This is a genomic window from Mesorhizobium sp. M0833, from assembly GCF_040319905.1.
Taxonomy (GTDB): Bacteria; Pseudomonadota; Alphaproteobacteria; order Rhizobiales; family Rhizobiaceae; genus Mesorhizobium.
On sequence record NZ_JAMYOQ010000041.1, the window covers coordinates 29729 to 50416 of the forward strand.

The window sequence follows — 20688 nt, forward strand, 5'->3', positions numbered from 1 at the left end:
GTCACTTGGGCAGCGGCGTGGTGACACCCTTGACGTGCCAGTCCATTGCGACGATCTCGGCATCGGTCATCGTTTTGCCGGCGGGGACTCCCTCGCTGCCGTCGGCCTTGGCGACCGGACCGGCAAAGGGCGAGAAGCTGCCGCCGGCAATCTTGGCTTCAACCTCTTTGATCCTGTTCATCATGTCGGCCGGGATACCCGGGTTCCAGTCAACGACCTTTACAACCTTGTCACCGACACCCAGGAAAGCGTTGACGCCCTTGAACTTGCCGGCGAGGTGGGCGTCGACCGAGGCTTTGAAGAAGGGTGACCAATCGGTCGCCACGCAGCCGAGATAGGTTTTAGGCGCGTATTTCTTCATCGACGAATTGAGGTTGAAGGCAGGGACGCTGGCCTCCTCGCAGGCCGACACGACGGAGGGCGTGTCCTGCGCGTTGGAGAAGATCACGTCGCATTTCTGCGCCAGCAGCGCCTTGGCGGCTTCCTGCTCCTTGGCCGGATCGAACCAGGAGTTCACCCATACGACCGAAACCTCGACATCGGGTTTCACTGCTTGCGCGCCCAGCGTGAAGGCGTTGATGGAGGTGATCAGTTCGGGAATGGCGAAGGCGGAGACCGAGCCGAGCTTGCCGGTCTTTGACAGCGCGGCGGCCGCCATGCCCATCAGGTAGGTACCCTGGAAATATTGGGCCGCGAAGGGCGAGAAGTTCGGCGCTACCTGGAAACCGGAAGCATGCAGCACGGTGACGTCGGGGTTCCGGCGCGCGATCTGCAGGGCACCGTTCTGGTAGCCGAAGGAGCCGGCGATCAGGAACTTGTTCCCGTCGGCGACCACCTTGTTCATGATGCGGTCGGCATCGGGTCCTTCCTGTATATTCTCGATGATGGTGACCTTCACCTTGTCGCCGTAGGCTGCCTTCACCGGCTCGAGCCCGTCGGCGAGCGCACGGCCCCAGCCGACATCGCCGACCGGCGACGGGACCACGAGCACGATGCCCAGAGGTTCGTCGGCAGCAAGCGCGCGGCCGCCCGCCGCTGCGACGAGGCCGGAGGCGGCCGCGCCCTTCATCAATGTTCTGCGGGTAAGATTTGTCAGCATGTAGGTTCCCCTTGTTTTCGGTTTAGAATTCCACGGTCGCGAGCGCCGCCTCGGCTTCCGCGAACAGCTGCACCTCGTCAAGCCCCGGGAACTCGCCCTTGGCCCAGACGATGCGGCCGTTGATCATGGTCATGTCGGTCGGCATGCCGATGCCCACCTTGGCAAGCAGGCTCAGCGGATCGTGCCGCGTGCCGACATAGTCCATGCGCCGCGTATCGATGGCGAAAAGGTCGGCAGCCATGCCAGGCGTCAGCCTGCCGATGTCGCCGCGCCCGAGCAGCGCCGCGCCCCCGGTCGTCGCATAACCGAGAAAATCGGCCGGCGGCGGAACGGGATGGTCGCGTGTCGATGCCGACAGACATTGCAGCATGTAGGCGGAGTGGATGCAGTGCATCAGGTTGGAATTGTCGTTCGAGGCGGCACCGTCGCAACCTAGTCCTATGCTGAGGCCGAAGGCCGACATCGCCGGGATATCGGTGATTTCGGCGCCGACGAGATAGACCGGCTCAGGGCAATGCGAGACGCCGGTACCGCTTGCGGCCATCTTGCGCAGCTCGTCGTGGGTTAGCTCCCAGCAATGGGCATAGAAGGCATCCGGCCCGCAGAAGCCGATCTCCGCGCAGTAATCCACCGTGCGCATGCCGTGACGGTCCTCGATGACCGGGCTTTCGCCCTCGCCGACATGGGTATGCATACGCACCCCGCGATCACGCGCTAGCGCCACCGATTCCACGAAGGTCTCGCGATAGCAGTTGACTGGCTGGCAGGGCGCGACGGCGACCTGGCGCATGCTGAAAGGGCCGGCATCATGATAGGCGTCGATCAGCCGGGCGCAATCGGCGATGAACTCGTCCGTCGTCTCCAGCATGGCATCGGGGATGGTCGAGCCTTTCGATTTCGGCAGCGTGTTGCCGCCGCGCCCGGCATGGAAGCGCATACCGAGGAGTTCGGCTGCTTCGAACTGCCGGTCGATCAGCCGCTTGCCGGCCTTCCACGGAAAGCAATACTGATGGTCGAATGCGGTCGTGCAACCGTGCTTTATCAGCTCGGCCATCGCCGTGACCGAAGCGTGGTAGAAGCATTCCTCGGTCAGCCGCGAGAAAATGGGATAGATCCGGTCGAGCCATTCGATGACCGACAACTTCGTCCAGTCCAGATCGGCGCGGTTGCGCACGAAGCATTGAAAGAAGTGATGATGGGTGTTGACGAGGCCGGGATAGACGAACCAGCCGGCGGCGTCCTGCGTGACGGTCCCGACGGGCAACTCTCCCTTGTCGAGGCCTTCGCCGATGGCCCGTATCGCCGGGCCGTCGGTCAAGACATCGACATTGCGCCGGATGTCCGGACCGTTGCCCTCGTCCACGATGACCGCTGCGCAGTTCTTCAGCAAGTGGCCCGCCAAGTCACGCCTCGCCGGCTTCGAGGACGGGCTCGGGCTTCAGTTCGTGCAGCCGGTGGATGCCGGGCATCTCAATGAAGCCCTCGAGACTGCGGATCGCCCGCGACCAGAGCCGGATCGCGGGATAGGGGTCGAGCGAAACGCCGCCGTCCGGCGCCAGCGCCACATAGGGGAAGCAGGCGACGTCCGCGATCGTCGGCCGGTCTGACGCGAGGAAGCGCTGGCCGCGGATATGCTGTTCGACGAGGCCGGCTTCCAGCTCCCGCAGGGCCGCTATCCCCTGCCCATGCAGGGTGGCGATATCGCCCGGACGCAGCAGCATCTCGTGCAAGCGCGCCGCCCCCAGGCTGCCGGTCAGCCGATGCGAGAAGGAAAGCCATTGCTGGACGCGTGCCGCCCGCAGAGCAGTATCGTTGCCCAGCCATTGCGGTGCGGCCTTCGCGGCGAGATAGACCAGCATGGCCGAGGATTCGGTCAGGACGAGGTCGCCATCCTCCAGGATCGGGATCGAACCCGCCGGATTGAGCGCCATGAGTTCGGGACCGCGATGCTCGGCGCCGGGATGGAAGTCGACGGGGCGGATGTCAAGCTTCACCCCGGTCAGCGCCGCCATCAGGCGCGCCTTGTAGCAACTCGGGGACAGCACGTAGTCGTAGAGCTTCATTGCGCCACCAGTTGCGCGCCGTAGGTGTAGCCGTGGCGTTTCAGCCAGCGCCGGTAGGCAACCGATGTCAGGTCCGCCCTTGTGGGGATCTCCATGCCCGGATCGAGCGGCAGCAGTGTCGGGATCTGGTTTTCGAGAATCGACCGGTCCTGAAGGAAGATCGTCTGCTGGAAATGGATCAGATCTGCCATCGATGTTTCGTCGTCGAACAACGCCATCCACGGCCAGACGTCGCACAGGTCTTCGGCAAGCGGCTGCACGAAAAGCGTGATGACGTCCCATTCACCCGGGCGCGGCGGGCAGGTCTTGTAGAGGATCGAGCAGGTCGGCGCAGGCACGCGATACATGTATTCGGTGGTTATGCCGCCTTCCGCCGACTTGGCGGCCTGCGGCTGGTAGAACTTCACCTGGGTCGCCCAAACCTCGTCTTCGTCCTCCCGTATCTCGACCTTGTAGTTCGGGACTTCCGTGTGCGGTTCGGCCCCCAATATGTCCGTATGCACGAAGGGGAAATGCGCAATGTCCAGGAAGTTCTCCACCGCGCGCAGCGGCGAGCAGCGCACGCGCACAACCCCGACATCGACGAGCCGGCGGCCGGGCTGATCAGCCTCGGGGATGGCAAAGAGCGCCTTTTGCGGGTCGCCGAGCGACGACCAGACATGGCCGTAGCGGATGCAGACCGGCAGGGCACGTCCGTTGCTGCCCGTAACCTTCGCGTTTCCGTCTGCGCCGAGCCTCACCCCGATCGGCTCGCCCATGAGCGCCGTCTGGCGCTCATGCGTGTCAAGTCGGCCGGCAAGGCCGACCGGATACCATTCGTCGATCATCGCGTTGCGGGTCATTGGGCGACGCCACTGCGCAGAATATCCTCGGCCGTCCGCCGTAGCGTCTCGGCTGCCCTCGACGCAGCGATACGCTTGGCCGGACCAGTGCCTTCGTCGACCAGAACATGCATCAGCGTCCGCGCTTTCCCCTGGGGGGTCAGCAGCAGCCGTAGGGTCTGGGCATTTTGCGCGTAGTCGAGCAGGCCTCCGTCGACCTTCGTACCGGCGGCCGCCTCCAGCGCGGCGATGCCCGCCTCTGCTATCATGGAGCGAAGAGGGGCCAGGCCGTCGAACCGCGGCGGCCGAGCGGTGGGTTCGCCTACGGAAATCCATATGATTCCGCCGCTGTCCTCGACGGGCTGTGTTGCGACACCAATCGTTTCCGGCGGCGTCAGGCCCGGATGGGCTGGAATGCGCAAGCAGTTTCCGGCCTGGGCATAGCTCCAACCGTGATAAATGCAGGACAGGGCCTCACCGCGTACGAAACCACGGGAAAGGCGCACGCCGCGATGAGGGCATCTGTCCGCAAAGGCCGCCGCGCGGCCGGACCGGCTTCGCCAAAGGGCGATCGGTCCGACCGGGGTTTGCGCCGGCATTACGGTTCCCGCTGGCAAGTCCGCGGAGAGGGCAACTGGCATCCAGGAGCCGGACGGATAGGGCAGCATGCATCAACCTTCGAACGACATCGACCCATCTTCCCAAATGCAGATTCGCGGTCAAGACATGACGATCAGCCCGATTACGTTTGCACAATATTTTCGCACTGGCAACAATGCCCAAAAAAGAGGCAGAGGCCCTGGTCCCAACCTAGCCTGATTCGTTCTCTATCGGCGTCCGACGAATGGCCTCGACCCAGACATCGATTGGTCCAAGAGAGCACCCCATCTCCATCATATCGACCAGTTCCGCAGGACCGGCAACGTCGAGTTCGATCCGGTCGGCACCGGCAACGAATATTGCCGGCGCGATGCCGAGCTTGGCGGCATGACGCTCGATCCATGGAAGAAAGGATGCCGCTTTGACATCGCCGAGGATTGTCATGCGCTCGCGCGTAAAACGTCGGTCTTGCTCGTTCATGAAGGACCCTAGCAACAAAATTGATGTACAGATACGTCGTATCCAATCACGTGGCTAAGGGCGTGAAAAGGCGGGCGGATCTTTCGCCGACAAGAACGCTCGTCATCCTCGCCGACCGGTCAAGACCGGTCGCTGCCGTCCCGATGCTCCTTGGTAAGCGACAGACCTTTGACGGGCCATGCCCGGTAGCCGGTCATCGAGGGATCGGTTCGGAACTGCGTCGCAAGATCGGTCATCCGGCTCCAGGACTTTCCTAAAAGCGTATTTTCGGGAAACCAAGCCAGACGGCACCTGCGGAATAGTGGCGCCGGGGTCGCGGAACCATACGGAACGATGCGGGAAGATTTCTGATTTATACGAAAGGAGTACAATTCATTGAGGTCGGCCAGGCACCACCGACGGCTGGCGGTTGGCCAACTCCTGAAGGGCTCACGCAAAGGGCTTATCGATGGCCACAGCGTTGGTTGTTCAAAGCGCTGCAGCCGGGATTGCTCGGCGCCGGAGATGGCGCGCAGCTCTTCGTGGATGATGCGAAGCAGGCATTTGGTGTGGCCGATTTCAAAGCGTCCGGTGGGGGCGGAACGATACGAGACAATACGGGAAACTCTCTGATTTAAGCCCACGAAAAAGCCAATAAAATCAATAGTTCGAGGACGCCCTCCAACAGTGCGTGACAGTGACCGTCCTACCAATAATGAATGGTGCCTTTAAATTGTTCATGCAGTCTCGACGAGATTCGGAACCAGCGATCGGCAGCCTTGGCCGGACTAGCCCGATCCGCAAAGCACCGCTTGAATCATCGCCGAGATAAAAGCGTCAGATGTTTTCCGGCGTGACTATTTCAAAAGGTATAGACCGCTGAAGGGTCGCGACCGGTGCTTGCGGTCCAATCACGTCAATCATCGTCTGCACAAGCAGGGCCGAGGTTGCCTCGAGTGGATGACAAAGAGCTGCAGTGATCATTCCCTCGGACAAGCCTTTTCGCGTGTCGGGGCCAATGTCACGGCAAACCAGCTTGATGCCCGCCCGCCTTTCGGCAGGGATCTCTCGCAGCGCACGGAGCACTCCAGTTATTCCGCCGCCCACGATCAGAATTCCTACGAGATCATCAGTCGTCTTCAGGAGTTCGGCCACCATACGGTAAGCCTCGCTCGATTCCTCATGAGTAGGGCGACTTTCTTCCACTGTGAGCCGCGGAGCGTGTTCGCGCAAATACGAACGGAAGCTGGCATCTGAAACATCTTGGCATTGATATCGGTGATTTCCTATGAAAACCGCAATGCGACCCGGACCTTGGGTGGTTTGCGCAATCAAGAATGCCGCCGTACGCCCCAGCTTCCAGTTGTCCGTTCCCACATAGGCCGCTCGTTCCGGCGCGGATTGGTCCGTAATGTAAGCAACAACGGGCTTCCCCATTTCCTTCAGTGAACGGATTGCCTGTCCTATTATAGGGTGATCTGGTGCGATCACCGCGACTACATCGCAGGTGTCGCCGAGCGCCACGAGTCGGCTGGAGATAGTCTCCGGCGTCAGGAGATCCACAAACTCGACGATGGCCTCAACAATTTCGTCGCGACGATCGCGACAAGCTGCGATGATTTTCTTCCCGAACAGTTTGTAGAGCTCACGGGTCGATTGCTGCAGCAGGAAACCAAATCGGTGATGCGGCGACAGTTTCTTGGCCCGGTCGTCGATCGCCCCGATCCCATAGAATCCGATTTCTTCGGCTGCGCTTTGTACTCGTTGCACGGTCTTTGGGCGAACGGAAACCGTCCCGCTGAGGATTCTGTTCACAGTCGCCACTGATACGCCAGCGGCTTGAGCGAGGTCGCGAATGGTAGGCCGCCTCATTGATCCTCCGCTGCTGTATCATCATGATTGACACTAAATGATACGAATGCGACCTAAATACTATTTTTGTGTTCCGACGATATCAAGCCTCCGATATGAATCGCCTCCGCATTGAAGCCCGAACTGGTCCAAGGCCGGTTGGATGGTCGGTCAGGAGGCTATTAGGATGGATGACCTTCAGTATGGAACGCGCGACAAACGCGGAAACTGGGTCCCGCACCGCCGCGCCGAGCCGGTGCCGATCTGGCATCGCCCGTTCAACGCCAAGAAGGTACTGGCTTGGTTTCCCGAGTTTCTGTGGCCTTGGAACGCCTTCCACATGGCCACGGCAATCATCTGGGTCAACTTGCTCATTCCGAGCTGGGACAGCCTGGCAACCTTTTCGCTGCTCAACTACCTTTGGCTGTACGGCCTGAACGCAGGGGGCATTTTTCTCTTCTACGGGTTCTTTGAGCTGCGCTATTACATCCAGCGCAAGCAAGAGACGCGCTTCAAGTATAATCCAAAATTCCCCTCCGACGCGCCGTCCGACGTCTTCTGGTTTCAGAGCCAGAATATCGACAATTTCAGCCGGTCGTTTTTCATCACTATACCGCTGTGGACCGTGGTCGAAATCGTGATGCTGTGGGCCTACGCTAATAGCTGGGCGGTCTGGCTGCCCTGGACGACGAATTGGCTTTACCTATCGTTCCTCGTCATCATCGCGCCGGCCGTGCATGAGATCTATTTCTTCTTCCTGCACCGCGCCATCCATTGGCCGCCGCTCTACAAATGGGTGCACTCGGTTCACCACAACTCGATCAACCCCAGTCCGTGGTCGTCGCTGTCCATGCATCCGGTGGAAGGGTTCCTCTACCATGCCGAAGCCTGGCTGCACCTGCTGATCCCATCCAACCCGGTCTGCGCGTACTTCACGCTGCATGGGGCCGGCTTCGGAGCGGTGAATGGCCATCTTGGGTTTGAGACCTTCGAACTCACCGACAAGATCAAGCTCGATAGCCATTCCTACGTCCACTACCTGCACCACAAGTATTTCGAGGTGAACTACGGAGGTGACGGTCTGGTCCCTCTCGATAAGCTTTTAGGCACTTGGCACGACGGTAGCAAAGAAGCTGACGAGGCTATGAAGGCGCGCTTCCGCAAAAAGAAAGAAAAGCTGCGCGCGCAACAGGAAGCCCGCGGCGGCCCGGCCACTGGAATGCCGGCGGAATGACGATCAGACGCTGTCTCGACTAAGCCGAGAGGAGCGGGTGCGGGGCAGCCAGGCTTTTGTTGAAACCCGCGGGGCGGGTAAACCGGGAGGAAGACTATGAAGCTTTTCAAGATACTTGTGTCCACAGCAGTGCTGGCTGCGTACAGCACCAGCAGCACGCTCGCCGCCGACATCTTCGTTATCGGCGGCAAGCCGGACGATCCATTCTGGTCAATCGTCAAGCGTGGTGCCGAAGACGCCGGTAAGGTGGTCGAAGCTCAAGGTGGTAAAGTCACCTGGCTCGGGCCGCAGAACTACGACAATCTGGGTGTGGACGCGGCCGAACTGATCCGCCAAGCCATCGACCAGAAGGCCGACGCCATTGTCGGTCCGGACTGGGTGCCGGAAGCCATGGATCCGGCGTTCAAGGCGGTTGTGGACGCTGGCATTCCGCTTGTTATCTACAATGCCGGCGGTTTGCAGGCGGCTGATCGCCTCGGCGCTATGAACTATGTCGGCTCGGACGATTACAAAGGTGGCGTCGCCGGCGGCGAGTATCTCGCTAAGGCCGGCAACAAGAAAGGCGTCTGCATCAACACACTGCCGGGTGCGGCCAATATCGAGGCCTACTGTGGTGGCTTTAGGGAAGGGATGAAGAATGGCGGCGGCGAGGCCGATGTGTTGCCGTTGCCAGCTACCTCCTTCGGCTCGGCAACAGCAGTGGCGCAGGCGGTGAAGGCCTATCTGCTGCAGCATCAAGCCGTGACCGCGGTGTTCACCATCGGCAATGTCGACGCCAATTCGGCCATGAACGGTATTACCCAGGCCGGCAAGGCCGGGCAGGTTCAACTCTGCGGCATCAACTTTGACGAGACCATCCTGAACAACATCAAGGATGGAAAACAGGCCTGCGCGATCGACCAGCAGGGCTACTGGCAAGGCTATCTCGCCGTCTCAATCTTGAATGGCAAGGTAAACTACGGGCTGACTGTGCCGACGCGCGAGATCCTCACCGGTCCTGGTATCATCGACAAGAACACTGTCGAGCTGACCATTGCCGGCGTGAAGGCCGGCGCGCGCTAGGTGTCCTTACGGCCGCCCCCCCGGTGAGGCGGGCGGCCAGTGCATTCTACTTCCATAGCGACCGCAATTTTTGGCGCTCGATAACTCGCGGATTACCCATGACGGCACATCCCGTGACATCCACCCCAACGCCGATGGCAAATCGCGGCCGTTCTGGACTGGCCCCAGGTCGTCTGGCACGGCGGCCCGAGACGGGCTCGTTCCTGGGCATGGTCGCAGTCTTTTTGTTCTTCGCCATATTCGGAGGCAGTGGCTTTTTGTCAGCAGCCGGTACGGCCAGTTGGCTGAGCATCGCCTCCGAGATCGGCATCATCGCTCTGCCGATAGGGCTGCTGATGATCGCTGGTGAGCTGGACATTTCGGTCGGCGCCGTGATTCCCGCGGCCTCTCTAACGGCCGCGATCATATCCGGCTACTATGGCCTGCCTGATTGGCTCGGCATCACGGCCGCCCTTGGGCTCGGTCTCGCCATCGGCTTAATCAACGGCGTGTTCGTCACGCGAACCGCGATCCCGTCCCTGATAATCACAATAGGAACGATGTTCGGCACAATGGGCCTGACGCTGGGCCTTACGGTGATGATCGCCGGCAGCACCGGTGTCTCGCTGGTACCCGACGAACTCACGAAGATGCTTCTCGGCCAATATCTCGGGGGCATGTTCCAAGTGACGATTCTCTGGTGGCTCGCCTACATCGCCGCCCTTCTCTGGCTCCTCCACATCTCGCCCGTGGGCAACTGGATCTATGCACTCGGGGGCGACAAGGAGAGCGCGCGCAACGCGGGCATCCCCACCAAGCGGCTTACCATCGGTCTATTCATGCTTTCGGGGTTTTCCGCCGCGTTCGTCGGAGTCAGCCAGGTGATGGTCTACCAGAGCGCTCAGGTTCTGGCTGGGCAGTCCTTCATCTTCAATTCGATCATGTGCGTAGTCATCGGAGGCGTTCTGCTTACCGGCGGATTTGGCTCTGTCGTAGGTATCGTGTTCGGCACGATCACCTTCTCTATCGTAAACCAGGGCATCTACTTCACGAGTATCGATCCCAACATGGGAAGCGTCATCATCGGCGCGCTTCTCCTGATCGCCGTACTCACCAACGACACCTTTCGGCAGCTGGCGCTCAGCTACTCATCGAAGAAGGCTTGAGGAACCGCCATGACTGAGGCAATCAAATCCTTGTTGCGCCGCCCGGAAGCAGGCTCGATCCTCAGCCTGATCGGGGTGGTGCTGTTCTTCGTATTTTTCGGTGGCGTGGACCTGGGCACACTCCTTGGGGCGGCGAGTTGGGTGAACTTCGCCGCCAATCTCGGCATTGTCGCCATTCCGGTCGGTCTGCTGATGATCTCGGGTGAACTCGACATCTCCATCGGCGCATTGATTCCCGCGGGCTCTATGACCACCGCCATCCTTAGCGGCTACTATGACCTGCCCATCGCGGTGGGCATGGCCGGCGCCCTGGCGGTCGGTGTGGCGGTCGGCCTTGTCAATGGTTTGCTGACGATCCGCACCTCGGTGCCTTCGTTGATCATTACGCTCGCCACCCTGGTTGCGATGCAGGGCTTGGTGCTCAGTGGGTCCGTGTTGCTAACTGGCAACGCTAGCGTTGCCGTCACCGCGCCGGAATGGGCCAAATTCCTGTTCGGACAGCTTATCGGTGGAAGCCACCAGGTCATCATCGTCTGGTGGGTGGTGTTCGCTGTCATCATTGGCTTCGTGCTGCACAAGACCCGCTTTGGCAACTGGCTGTTTGCAATGGGCGGCGATCGCGTCAGCGCCCGCAATGCAGGCATTCCGACAAGCCGCATGACCATCGCACTGTTCGTGCTGTCCGCCGTCAGCGCCACATTCGTTGGCATGTGCCAGGCGATCCTGTTCAACTCGGCCCAGGTTTCCGGCGGAATGAACTTCATCTTCAACGCGATCGTGTCCGTGGTGGTCGGCGGCGTGCTGCTCACGGGAGGGTTCGGCTCGGTCATCGGCATCTTCGTCGGTACCATCACGTTCGCCATTGTCAGCCAGGGCATCTACTTCACCCAGATCGACCGGAACTGGTCGAACCTGATCATCGGCGTGATGCTTTTGACGGCGGTGCTGATGAATCAGGCATTCCGGGAACTGGCTCTGTCTTACCGGCGAGGTTCAAAACAAAGCGTGCCGAGGGCACCCATACAGCACTGAGCGATGCGGCTGCAGTTGCGATCAGCGACTGCTTGGAAGAACGAAAGATGCGATAATTATGAGCGAAAAACCTGCCATTCTCGAACTGAAAAATGTCAACAAGTCTTTCGGCCCGATCGACGTGTTGCATAACATCTCGCTGCAAATTCGCCGGGGTGAGGTCTTGTGTCTCCTCGGCGACAACGGCGCAGGAAAGTCCACTCTCATCAAGGTCTTGGCAGGCGTCCACAAGCCGACCAGCGGCGAGATACTGATGGACGGAAAGGCGGTCAGCTTCGACCGTCCGAGCGCTGCGCAGGAGCGGGGCATTGCCACCGTGCACCAGTTCGGCGGAACGTTCCCCTTAATGAGCATCGGCCGCTCCTTCTTCGTTGGGTTGGAGCCGACAAAGGGTTGGGGTCCGTTCAAGATCTACGACCGCAAGCGCGCCAACGAGATCGCGGTGAAAGCGGTGCGGGATTTCGGCATCACGCGTATCGACGACGGTGACCGGCTTGTTGGTGGCCTGTCAGGCGGGGAACGCCAGTCTTTGGCCATTGCCCGCGCCGTGCATTTCGGCGCTCGCGTTCTGATCCTCGATGAGCCGACAGCAGCGCTCGGCGTCAAGCAGGCAGCTCACGTGCTGCGCATCGTCAATGAAGCCAAGCGGCGCGGTCTCGCGGTCGTCTTCATCACCCACCAGGTGATGCACGCGATGGCGGTGGGAGACCATTTCGCCGTCCTCATTCGCGGTGCGATCGCCGCCGATTTCCGGAAGCGCGAGAAAACCCGCGAGGAGATCACCGATCTGATGGCCGGCGGTGAAACCATGGCTGACCTCGAGGCGGAAATCGAGCATGAATTGCATGCATGATCACAATGAAAATGCGCCGCCTCTCGAGCTGGATGGGCGGGCGGCCCGATCGTTTTCCTCGGGAAACCTCTGCCTTCGACCGGCCCTGATGACCCTTGGCGCCACCAGCCTCTTCACGTCGAACAAAGCAGAAGAAATATGACAATACGGATTGCGGTGATCGGTGCCGGTGTGATGGGCGCCGACCACGCCAGGATAGTGGCGGAAGACCTTCCCGGAGCAAGCCTTCAGCTGGTGTGCGACATGGATGAGGCGCGTGCCCGCACTGTTGCCGACACCTTTGGTGCGCTCGACATCTCCACCGATCCAGAAGGCGTTGCCGCGCGGAAGGACGTGGACGCAATCATCGTGGCGAGTCCCGATGCCACGCATGCGCCGCTGTCGAAAGCTTGTATTGCCGCCGGCAAGCGTGTGTTGTGCGAAAAGCCCCTCTCCCAAGCGTCCGCTAACTGTATCGCGGTGATGGAGGCCGAACAGAAGTCGGGCGCGAAATTCGTCCAGCTTGGTTTCATGCGGCGCTACGATCGCTCCTACGAAGAGATTAAGCGGGCGCTCGCAGACGGCCGCCTTGGCCGGCCCCTGATGATGCACAATTTTCACCGGAATGTCGAAACGCCGGCTGCAGATTTCACCGGCGCAATGGCTATCACCAATTCGGCTCCACACGAGTTCGATGTCGTGCGCTATGTGCTCTCGACGGAATATGCGTCGATTTCGGCCTTCCAGCCGAAGCGCTCAGATGCCCGGGTCGCGCCTGTCTTCATGGTGCTGGAGACGGTCGATGGCCAACTCGTCAACATCGAGATCAACAACAATGCCGCCTATGGTTACGATGTCCGTGCCGAGCTGATCGGCGAGCGGGGCACCGTTGCGATGAACAACGTCGCCTACACTCGCATCGATTCTGCGCTTACACAGAGCACGAGCTACGACTCCGACTGGCGGACCCGCTATGCCGATGCCTACCGTCGGCAGAACCGCGACTTCCTACGCTTCGCCATGACTGGTGAGTTCCCGGCAACCGCTGCGAATTGCTGGGACGGTTATTGCGCCGCCGTCGTTGCCGAGGCGGGCGTGAAGGCGTTGCACGAGGGCCGCCGCGTACCCGTCCAAATGATCGCAAAGCCGGAGTTTTACGCGTGAAGCTGGGTTTCGTTTCAGACAGCCTCGGCAACCTGCCCTTCGAAACGATGCTGGATCATGCGAAGCGCATGGGTGTCTCCGGCGTCGAGGTGAACACCTGTGGCTGGTCCACCGCGCCGCATTTTCGGCTTTCGTCCATGCTGGGCAACAGGGAAGGCCAGAAGCGCTTCGTTGGCGCGTTCGAGGCGCGCGGGCTAGAAATCATCAGCCTCAACGCAAACGGCAATCCGCTGCACCCGACCGACCCGGCCCAGGGCGAAGGGCTGAAAACCACTATTCGCGTCGCGGGCGAAATGGGCATCCGGACGGTCTGCACCATGAGCGGCCTCCCGGCCGGCAACGCTGCAGATACAATGCCCAACTGGGTCGTCTCGTCGTGGCCGCCGGAAACACAGGCCATTTTGAAATACCAGTGGGAAGAGAAGCTGATTCCCTTCTGGACCGAGATCGTGGCGTTGGCTGAAGAGAACGGCGTGGAGCGCATCGCGCTTGAACTCCACGGCAACCAGTGTGTCTTCAACGTGCCCTCGCTTCTGAAGTTGCGACAGGCGGTCGGACCCGTCGTGGGGGCGAATCTGGACCCTTCGCATCTGTTCTGGATGGGTGCCGACCCGCTGGCGGCGGCTCAATCTTTGGGCGAGGCGGTATATCACGTTCATGCCAAGGACACGATGCTCAACGCACCAGTGCAGGCGACGACATCTCTGCTCGAGAATGGCAGCCTGATGGATCTTCCAGCCCGGTCATGGAGCTACATCACGCTTGGCTTCGGCCATGGCGAGGAGTGGTGGCGGCAATTCTGCTATCGCCTCAAGATGGCCGGCTATGACGGCTGGCTTTCCATCGAGCATGAGGACGTGCTCCTGAACTCTCTGGAGGGACTCGAAAAGTCCGTGGCGCTACTGCAGGGGGTCATGCCGTCCGCCCCCGCCGACTACAAACCGCAAGCCATCTGAAGGAAGGTTCCATGCCTTGGATCGACGCCTGTGCCGCCGCCGACATCGAAGCCGAGGAAGCCAAGCGCTTCGATCATGGCGGTCGCACCTTTGCGATCTTTCGAAATGATGCGGACGAATATTTCTGCACCGACGGGCTTTGCACGCACGAGAGTATTCACCTCGCTGACGGTCTCGTAATGGGGAATACAGTGGAGTGTCCTAAACACGCATCCGTTTTCGACTTCACGACTGGGGACGTAGAGACCCCGCCCGCTTGCGAGAATCTCAAGACGTACAAGACGAAGGTCGAAAATGGCCGCGTCATGATCGAGATCTGAGCCATATGGACCAGCCGTTCCAGCTTGCAGCCTGCGCCGAGATGCTCTGGCGCGACCGCCCGATTACTTGGCGCGCCGAAATGAATTGGCCATTCATCGCCAAGGCGCTGTTTGACTGCCTGATCCCCTGCGGAGGCTGATTATGGGCATGTATCACAACCGTCCTCATGTCGAGGACATCCGCAAGATGAAGAAGAGCGGACAGAAAATCTCCATGCTCTTCGTCAGCACCCCGGATGAGGCGGCTGCCGCAGCCGCTGCCGGCATCCATATGCTCTCCATCGAAGGTCGATATTTCGATCCGGAAATGCGCCAAGCAGCCGGCGATTGTTTCGTACAAGTCGGTTTGCCATATGGCAGCTATGGGAGTTTCGCGGGCCGCCCGCTCGCAACAGCGGAGGACTATCTGCGTGCAGCGTTCCACTTTGCCGGCACAGGCGGCGACGCCTTTTATTGTGCGGCGTCATACGACATCCAGAAGACGTTATGCGACAACTACATTCCTGTCGTTGGCCATATCGGCCTAGTGCCGTCTTATATCACCTGGACGGGTTGGCGCGCAGTCGGCAAGACCGCGGACGAAGCAGTGCGCATTTGGCGACACACCCAAAAGCTGGAGCAAATAGGAGTCTTCGGCGCGGAGCTGGAAGTCGTCCCAGATCGCGTCGCGAAATTCCTCACCGAAAACTCCTCGCTTGTCATGCTAGGCATGGGCGCTGGCAAATATGCCGATGCGCAGTACCTCTTCACAGAAGACGTTTGCGGTTACGGCAAGAACCATAAGCCGCGACACGGAAAAGTTTATCGAAACCTTGGCCCTGAGCTGGAGAAGATTCAGGACGAGCGCGTCGCTGCCTTTAAGGACTACAAGGCAGACGTCGATTCAGGCAGATATCCCGGTTACGAGCACACGGTCCCGATTGTGGATGCCGAGTTCGATATCTTCATGAAGATAGTTAAAGGTTGAGAACTATGTCTGTGGGCTCATCTTATCCCTCACGGACATGCGGTCGACAGCGCGTATCAGTTGACAACCGCCGAGCGCCATCGCTTGACGAGCTCAAAGCGCTGATTGCCAAAAGGGAACTGACACTTCCGGAGAAGTCGGAGGCTGTCGCCCGGGTGATATTTGCGGAGCCGGATTACGTGGCTTTCGAAAATGCCACCGCAATCGCGCGCCGATGCCATGTATCACCCGCGACCGTGTCCCGACTTGCATCGCGTCTCGGGTTTGGGTCGTTTGTGGAAATGCAGAGCTGCTTCCGAAATCATATACTGCATCGATTCAAACTTCAGGAAGAACACGTGAAGGCGAACTGCTGAGGATCATGTGCACGGACTTTTGACCCCGACAGCCGAGTGCTCTTTCCAAACTTGACGGCGATCGTAATTCCCGAGGCGGCTGTTGGGAGCTTTTTCGCTTACGCCCACCTTGCGCAGTTCCGGCCCCTGCTGAAGCCTGTCGAGAATGGCGACCTGGTGGGTGAGCGATTGAGGGCGGTCGCCCTGCCGGGTCATGCTCCCGGTCATACCGGCTACGCTTCGACACGGACGAGGACCGTTTCCTATTCTTCGGGGACGTCGTTCATGTGCCGGCCTTGCAGTTCGGCAATCCCGCGTTCAGTTGGGGCCATGACGACGATCAGCCGACGGCGCGCGCAACCCGCCTGAAGGTTTTCAGTGACGCGGCCAAGGCGGGGGACGTGGATCGCCGGCGCGCACCTTGGCTGGCCGGGCATCGGTCGCGTGGTGCGTAAGGGCGAAGCATACGGCTATGAGCCGGCAGGAGGACGAGTGACCGGATAGGCGGCCCGGTGCTGATCGGTTTATACTGCTCTCTTCGCCCAAGGCAAGGATCTCGACGAGCAGCGCGCCTCACTCCGGCGTCCTCAACAGCGGCGGCGCATCGTCCGGCCCACAAAATATCTGATTCTTGATCCACTGGCGGCCGATCGACGCCTGAGGCTTACCGGATCGGCGTCTCGCCGCGAAACAGCGGCTGGTGCGCCCGCATCAAGGCGGCAATCCGGTCGGCGACTTTTCGTACCGGCGGCGAGTGACGTTCCTCGTGATGGGTGACGATCCATTGGTCGGTTTCGAGCTCGGGGATAGGCTGAGCGACGCGAACCAGCCGCGGATCGCTGTCACCGACGAAGCACGGAAAGACCGAAAGGCCGGCGCCGGCGGCCACCAGTTCACGCACCGCATGGGTGTTGTTGCCACGTACGGCGATGCGGTCGCCGTGATGGGCTTGCAGCCAGCGCGCCGATGCAACGTTTGCGCCTTCGCCGGTGACGCCGACGAACAATCCAGCGGCGATGCCGTTGATCAGGTGACGTCCGGAATAAATGGCGTGAGCGACTTTGCCGCTCTGACGGCCGGCCAGCCACTGCTCGGTCGGACGCTCGCTGCGGATGCCGATGTCGGCGGCACGGCGGCCGATGTCGACCCGCTCGGTCGTGGTGACAAGCTCCACCCTTATGCCGTCATCGACCGTCCAGATCTCGCCGATATGGGCGGAAACGAAGGCCGACGTCCATGGCCCGGCCGAGACGCGGACAATGCGGTCGGGCAGGTTTCCCTCGCGCCAGCGGGTCAGCGACTGCATTGCTGCCTCGACGTCTTCGGCGCGCCGCAGCAGTTCTTCGCCGACCGGGGTCAGCCGGTAGCCGGTCTGCTGGCGCACGAACAGAGGTTCGCCGATCTGCTTTTCCAGCGCGGTGACGCGTCGTCCAAGGGTGGCTGCGCTGAGGCGCGTGGTTCCCGTCGCTGCGCTCAAGCCACCCAGCCGCGCAACGTCGAGAAACAACCTCAGATCGTCCCAGCCGATATCCATTTTGCAGAAATGAAAAACTCCTTGCGACCGTGGCTGTAGCGCGAAGGGCCATCATGCGCAAGTATGCAGGCGTTGGACGCGTTGGACATTCTTGCTTGGCGGGACAGTGACAAGCGCCTCGGCTGGCTAAGAAGCCACCGCAATCTTTTCGATCGCGCATGCGCTTCGCGCCGATGCTTTGCGCTTTCGACCAACCCAAGCGCGCGGGCATTCTGCACGCCAAAGGAGACGATCATGTTGGATGAACTTCGACACCGTTTCGCCCGCTGGCTTGCCTATCGCCAGACGCTTGCGAGCTTGAGGCGGGCCCCAGACAGCACACTTGCGGATGCTGGCATTTCTCGCGAAGAGATCCGCGAGCATGCCCGCCACGCCAGCGTGCGTCGTTGAGGAACCGGGCATGCAGATGATTGAGCTTTGGGATGGCCGCTCGGTACCGGGCATTGGCATCGGCACCTGGGCGGCGGGTGGCCCCGCGCGTTGGCGTGACACGGCGACAACCTATGGCGAGGTCGATGACATCAGGTCGCAAGCCGCGCTGGCGATGGCCTATGAGATCGGCGCGCGGGTGTTCGACACGGCGGCCGCCTATGGCGCCGGCAATGCCGAACTGATCCTCGGGCGAGCGTTGAAGGGTAAGGACGAAGCCGTCATCGTCACCAAGGTCGGCTATTTCGGCGATCCCGAAACGCGCAAGATTGCTCCCGAGGATGCCTCTGCCGCAGCGATCCGGACATCGATCGACAATTCGCGGCAGCGCCTGCAGCGCGATTGTATCGACGTCGCGCTGCTACATATCAACGAGTATCCGATCAAGCGCGCCGGCGAGGTGTTCGATACGCTCGGCCTGTTGCGCCAGGAGGGCAAGATCGGCGGCTTCGGCTGGAGCACCGATCACCGCGAACGGCTTGCCGCCTACGCGCCGCGCGAGGGCTTCGTCGCCGTAGAGAACGACTTCAATGTGTTTACCCCGGCGAACGGGCTGATGGCCGTTGCGGCGCGCGAGAACCTCGTCTCGTTCAGCCGGCTGCCGCTGGCAATGGGGTTGCTCACCGGCAAATACACGCCGGCCATGCGGCTGCCCACCAACGATGTGCGCGGCGGCAATGCCGAATGGATGGTATTTTTCAGGGATGGCGCCGCCAACCCGCACTATCTGTCAAGGCTCTCGGCAATCCGCGACCTGCTCACGTCGGGCGGACGCACGCTTGCGCAGGGCGCGCTCGGCTGGATCCTCGCCAAGTCGGCAATCGCGCTGCCGGTTCCCGGCTTCACGCGGCCCGAGCAGGTCGAGGACAATCTCGGTGCGCTGGAAAAAGGGCCGCTGCCGGCAGCGGTGATGGCCGAGATCGACGCCGTGCTGAAAATTGCCGAGACTGCTTAGGGTGTGGCGAATCCGAAATTCGCATTGGCGATAACGCGACCAACTTCGATCTCTCTGCTGTCTGCCGATATCGCATTTTTCTTAGTCAAGCTTCCGTGGCGCGATTGAAGGAGCGGCGGACACGCTCGAGTTGAAGGTCCGCCGCTCCGGTTTTCAGATCAAAGAGTGATGCTGCCACGGGAGATGGGTGGCGAGCTGCGCTTGAGCTGCGCCGCCGACCGCGTCGCTGTCGAGAGAGAGCGACCCGGTTGAGCTGTCAAAGATGATGTGGTGGGAACCATCATCCGTGGCCGTACCAGCAGGAGACGCATGCAATGAAAGCCCGCCCGACTTAAGCTCGGCAAGAGCGGCTTGATCGAGGTGGAGCTTGTCCTGAAGCTTGCTGAAGTCGAAGGCATCGTTGCCTCCGTGACCCGACATGATCTCGGCTGCGGCGCCGTTCTTTGCCTGGGCCCCGACATTTTCACCGCTCTGCACGGTCTGGGCGAACCCATGGCCGGTCAGGTTGGTTGCCGTTCTGTCGGAGTGATTGTTGGTGGCGAGAAACTCCGAGCCGGCAGAAAGAGCATGGCTCAACACAGCCAGCACCCGGTCAACGCCGCTGCCCAAATCGTCCATCTTGTTGCCGCCAGTGTCGACATGGGAGGTGTCGTTGCCGCTATGGCCCGCCATTTCGTCGGTGCTTGCACTTGCATGGGAGGCATCACTGGTGGCCTTTCCGTGACTGGCCGTGCGGTGGGAAGTCGCAGCTCCAGCAGAATTACTATCGCTAGTGCTGGCGTCGGAAGGGGCGATGGCGGTAGCAGTCGCAGTAGAAGTGCCATGGCTGGTCTTGGAGTCGGAGGCGGCCACAGTAGAGCTATTATCGGCAGCGGTGGCAGTGGAAGGCACAGTTGCAGTGGAACTGCTATCGCCCGTCGCGGCTTCGGAAGAGGCCGCGGCAGTCGAACTGGTATTGCCGGTGGCGTCGTCGGAAGCGGCAGTTACAGTCGAACTGCTATCGCCGGTGGCGTCATGGGAAGGGGCAGTCGCAGTCGAAGTGTTGTCGCCGGTGGCGTCGGAAGGGGCCGTGGCAGTCGAACTGCTATCGCTGGCGGTGGCGTCGGAAGGGGCCGTGGCAGTCGAACTGCTATCGCCGGTGGCGTCATGGGAAGGGGCCGTGGCAGTCGAACTGATATCGCCGGTGGCGTCATGGGAAGGGGCAGTCGCAGTCGAACTGCTATCGCTGGCGGTGGCGTCGGAAGGGGCCGTAGCAGTCGAACTGATATCGCCGGTGGCGTCATGGGAAGGGGCAGTCGCAGTCGAAGTGTTGTCGCCGGTGGCGTCATGGGATGGGGCAGTCACAGTCGAACTGCTATCGCTGGCGGCGGCATCGGAAGGGGGTGTCGCGGCAGCGCTGCCGTCGCTGGTGTCGGAAGGTTCGGCCCCGGTGGTAGCGAGGTTGTGCTCCCGGAAAACGGCTTGCAATTCGGAGGAGCTTTCAAGCGCGGTGTCGCCGTTCTGCGTTCCCCATTTGTAGGTGTAGTCGAAGCCGGGCGTCGGAACCAATGCGGCCCAATGATCGATCATGGTTTGCATCTGTTCGGGGGTGGGCATGACATGTCTTCCGCCATCGGAAGTCTCCCAGTTACCGCCGCCAAAGGCCTGATATACCGGAACGATGTTGTTAGCCGGGATGCCCGACTTCACCGCTGCAGCCACGGCTCGATCGATCATGTCGTAATCGACCGTGTCCGTTCCCGTGCGCACCGGATAGGGGTCTATTCCGAAATAGTCGATATGCGTGTTGGCCGGATTGTAGGTGTTCGTAAAATCCGGATTGGTCGGGGA

Annotated in this window: 21 protein-coding genes and 1 pseudogene; 12 read left to right on the forward strand and 10 right to left on the reverse strand. The window is 60.9% G+C overall.

Annotated elements, in window-relative coordinates; all coding sequences use genetic code 11:
* Window position 1: 1 nt before the first annotated feature.
* From NKH98_RS29375 to NKH98_RS29410, 8 genes are all read right to left on the reverse strand, one after another.
* Window positions 2–1096, reverse strand: a complete 1095-nt coding sequence (locus NKH98_RS29375) for a BMP family ABC transporter substrate-binding protein (RefSeq protein ID WP_352903775.1) — start codon at window positions 1094–1096, stop codon at window positions 2–4.
* Window positions 1097–1121: 25 nt separating this feature from the next.
* A complete protein-coding gene (locus tag NKH98_RS29380; protein ID WP_352903751.1) occupies window positions 1122–2501 on the reverse strand; it encodes an amidohydrolase in 1380 nt (459 codons plus the stop codon).
* 1 nt (window position 2502) lies between these two features.
* The gene (locus tag NKH98_RS29385; RefSeq protein ID WP_352903753.1) at window positions 2503–3162 is read right to left on the reverse strand and encodes a glutathione S-transferase family protein; all 660 of its coding nucleotides are present in this window, start codon (window positions 3160–3162) and stop codon (window positions 2503–2505) included.
* Window positions 3159–4004, reverse strand: coding sequence for an aromatic ring-hydroxylating dioxygenase subunit alpha (locus NKH98_RS29390; RefSeq protein ID WP_352903755.1), 846 nt, complete (start codon window positions 4002–4004; stop codon window positions 3159–3161). The genes NKH98_RS29385 and NKH98_RS29390 overlap by 4 nt, the downstream gene beginning before the upstream one ends.
* Entirely contained in the window at window positions 4001–4651 is a 651-nt protein-coding gene (locus NKH98_RS29395; RefSeq protein ID WP_352903757.1) for a Rieske 2Fe-2S domain-containing protein, read from the reverse strand. The genes NKH98_RS29390 and NKH98_RS29395 overlap by 4 nt, the downstream gene beginning before the upstream one ends.
* Window positions 4652–4793: 142 nt before the next feature.
* A complete protein-coding gene (locus NKH98_RS29400; RefSeq protein ID WP_352903759.1) occupies window positions 4794–5063 on the reverse strand; it encodes an acylphosphatase in 270 nt (89 codons plus the stop codon).
* A 119-nt stretch (window positions 5064–5182) separates the two neighbouring features.
* Window positions 5183–5686 carry a hypothetical protein gene (locus NKH98_RS29405; RefSeq protein WP_352903762.1) on the reverse strand — a complete coding sequence of 168 codons (504 nt, stop codon included), beginning with the start codon at window positions 5684–5686 and terminating at the stop codon, window positions 5183–5185.
* A 193-nt stretch (window positions 5687–5879) separates the two neighbouring features.
* Window positions 5880–6914: a LacI family DNA-binding transcriptional regulator gene (locus tag NKH98_RS29410; RefSeq protein ID WP_352648280.1), complete on the reverse strand. Its 1035-nt coding sequence runs from the start codon at window positions 6912–6914 to the stop codon at window positions 5880–5882.
* A gap of 166 nt (window positions 6915–7080) precedes the next feature.
* Between NKH98_RS29410 and NKH98_RS29415 the strand changes: the two genes are divergently transcribed.
* The 10 genes and pseudogenes from NKH98_RS29415 (at window position 7081) to NKH98_RS29455 (ending at window position 15605) form a co-directional block, all read left to right on the forward strand.
* Window positions 7081–8127, forward strand: a complete 1047-nt coding sequence (locus NKH98_RS29415; RefSeq protein WP_352903765.1) for a sterol desaturase family protein — start codon at window positions 7081–7083, stop codon at window positions 8125–8127.
* Between the two features lie 96 nt (window positions 8128–8223).
* Window positions 8224–9189, forward strand: coding sequence for a sugar ABC transporter substrate-binding protein (locus NKH98_RS29420; RefSeq protein ID WP_352509023.1), 966 nt, complete (start codon window positions 8224–8226; stop codon window positions 9187–9189).
* A 134-nt stretch (window positions 9190–9323) separates the two neighbouring features.
* Entirely contained in the window at window positions 9324–10334 is a 1011-nt protein-coding gene (locus tag NKH98_RS29425) for an ABC transporter permease (protein ID WP_352903777.1), read from the forward strand.
* 9 nt (window positions 10335–10343) lie between these two features.
* Window positions 10344–11366, forward strand: coding sequence for an ABC transporter permease (locus NKH98_RS29430; protein WP_352704698.1), 1023 nt, complete (start codon window positions 10344–10346; stop codon window positions 11364–11366).
* Between the two features lie 58 nt (window positions 11367–11424).
* Window positions 11425–12219, forward strand: a complete 795-nt coding sequence (locus tag NKH98_RS29435; protein WP_287219718.1) for an ATP-binding cassette domain-containing protein — start codon at window positions 11425–11427, stop codon at window positions 12217–12219.
* A 138-nt stretch (window positions 12220–12357) separates the two neighbouring features.
* A complete protein-coding gene (locus tag NKH98_RS29440) occupies window positions 12358–13362 on the forward strand; it encodes a Gfo/Idh/MocA family oxidoreductase (protein WP_352903767.1) in 1005 nt (334 codons plus the stop codon).
* Window positions 13359–14318: a sugar phosphate isomerase/epimerase family protein gene (locus NKH98_RS29445; RefSeq protein ID WP_352479339.1), complete on the forward strand. Its 960-nt coding sequence runs from the start codon at window positions 13359–13361 to the stop codon at window positions 14316–14318. The genes NKH98_RS29440 and NKH98_RS29445 overlap by 4 nt, the downstream gene beginning before the upstream one ends.
* An 11-nt stretch (window positions 14319–14329) precedes the next feature.
* Entirely contained in the window at window positions 14330–14638 is a 309-nt protein-coding gene (locus NKH98_RS29450; protein WP_352509028.1) for a MocE family 2Fe-2S type ferredoxin, read from the forward strand.
* Between the two features lie 5 nt (window positions 14639–14643).
* Window positions 14644–14730: pseudogene (locus tag NKH98_RS33055) on the forward strand (hydroxypyruvate isomerase); the annotation flags it as partial.
* A 50-nt stretch (window positions 14731–14780) separates the two neighbouring features.
* Window positions 14781–15605, forward strand: a complete 825-nt coding sequence (locus NKH98_RS29455; protein ID WP_352479337.1) for a 3-methyl-2-oxobutanoate hydroxymethyltransferase — start codon at window positions 14781–14783, stop codon at window positions 15603–15605.
* Window positions 15606–16604: 999 nt separating this feature from the next.
* Here NKH98_RS29455 and NKH98_RS29460 read toward each other — a convergent pair.
* Complete coding sequence (locus NKH98_RS29460; protein WP_352648298.1) at window positions 16605–17474, reverse strand: LysR family transcriptional regulator; 870 nt, start codon at window positions 17472–17474, stop codon at window positions 16605–16607.
* Window positions 17475–17708: 234 nt separating this feature from the next.
* Here NKH98_RS29460 and NKH98_RS29465 point away from each other — a divergent pair, with 234 nt between their 5' ends.
* Both NKH98_RS29465 and NKH98_RS29470 read left to right on the forward strand, forming a co-directional pair.
* Entirely contained in the window at window positions 17709–17864 is a 156-nt protein-coding gene (locus tag NKH98_RS29465; RefSeq protein WP_352648301.1) for a YjiS-like domain-containing protein, read from the forward strand.
* A gap of 10 nt (window positions 17865–17874) precedes the next feature.
* On the forward strand, window positions 17875–18858 hold the full coding sequence (locus NKH98_RS29470) for an aldo/keto reductase (protein ID WP_352903769.1): 984 nt from the start codon (window positions 17875–17877) through the stop codon (window positions 18856–18858).
* 153 nt (window positions 18859–19011) lie between these two features.
* Here NKH98_RS29470 and NKH98_RS29475 read toward each other — a convergent pair.
* On the reverse strand, window positions 19012–20688 hold a 1677-nt coding region (locus NKH98_RS29475; protein WP_352903770.1), incomplete at its 5' end, for a hypothetical protein.

Excerpts from the sequence above, each read along its gene's own strand:
- NKH98_RS29385 (WP_352903753.1), bottom strand. The coding sequence starts at position 3,162 with ATGAAGCTCTACGACTACGTGCTGTCCCCGAGTTGCTACAAGGCGCGC.
- NKH98_RS29390 (WP_352903755.1), bottom strand. The coding sequence starts at position 4,004 with ATGACCCGCAACGCGATGATCGACGAATGGTATCCGGTCGGCCTTGCC.
- NKH98_RS29395 (WP_352903757.1), bottom strand. The coding sequence starts at position 4,651 with ATGCTGCCCTATCCGTCCGGCTCCTGGATGCCAGTTGCCCTCTCCGCG.
- NKH98_RS29400 (WP_352903759.1), bottom strand. The coding sequence starts at position 5,063 with ATGAACGAGCAAGACCGACGTTTTACGCGCGAGCGCATGACAATCCTC.
- NKH98_RS29410 (WP_352648280.1), bottom strand. The coding sequence starts at position 6,914 with ATGAGGCGGCCTACCATTCGCGACCTCGCTCAAGCCGCTGGCGTATCA.
- NKH98_RS29415 (WP_352903765.1), top strand. The coding sequence starts at position 7,081 with ATGGATGACCTTCAGTATGGAACGCGCGACAAACGCGGAAACTGGGTC.
- NKH98_RS29420 (WP_352509023.1), top strand. The coding sequence starts at position 8,224 with ATGAAGCTTTTCAAGATACTTGTGTCCACAGCAGTGCTGGCTGCGTAC.
- NKH98_RS29425 (WP_352903777.1), top strand. The coding sequence starts at position 9,324 with ATGGCAAATCGCGGCCGTTCTGGACTGGCCCCAGGTCGTCTGGCACGG.
- NKH98_RS29430 (WP_352704698.1), top strand. The coding sequence starts at position 10,344 with ATGACTGAGGCAATCAAATCCTTGTTGCGCCGCCCGGAAGCAGGCTCG.
- NKH98_RS29435 (WP_287219718.1), top strand. The coding sequence starts at position 11,425 with ATGAGCGAAAAACCTGCCATTCTCGAACTGAAAAATGTCAACAAGTCT.
- NKH98_RS29440 (WP_352903767.1), top strand. The coding sequence starts at position 12,358 with ATGACAATACGGATTGCGGTGATCGGTGCCGGTGTGATGGGCGCCGAC.
- NKH98_RS29450 (WP_352509028.1), top strand. The coding sequence starts at position 14,330 with ATGCCTTGGATCGACGCCTGTGCCGCCGCCGACATCGAAGCCGAGGAA.
- NKH98_RS29455 (WP_352479337.1), top strand. The coding sequence starts at position 14,781 with ATGGGCATGTATCACAACCGTCCTCATGTCGAGGACATCCGCAAGATG.
- NKH98_RS29460 (WP_352648298.1), bottom strand. The coding sequence starts at position 17,474 with ATGGATATCGGCTGGGACGATCTGAGGTTGTTTCTCGACGTTGCGCGG.
- NKH98_RS29465 (WP_352648301.1), top strand. The coding sequence starts at position 17,709 with ATGTTGGATGAACTTCGACACCGTTTCGCCCGCTGGCTTGCCTATCGC.
- NKH98_RS29470 (WP_352903769.1), top strand. The coding sequence starts at position 17,875 with ATGCAGATGATTGAGCTTTGGGATGGCCGCTCGGTACCGGGCATTGGC.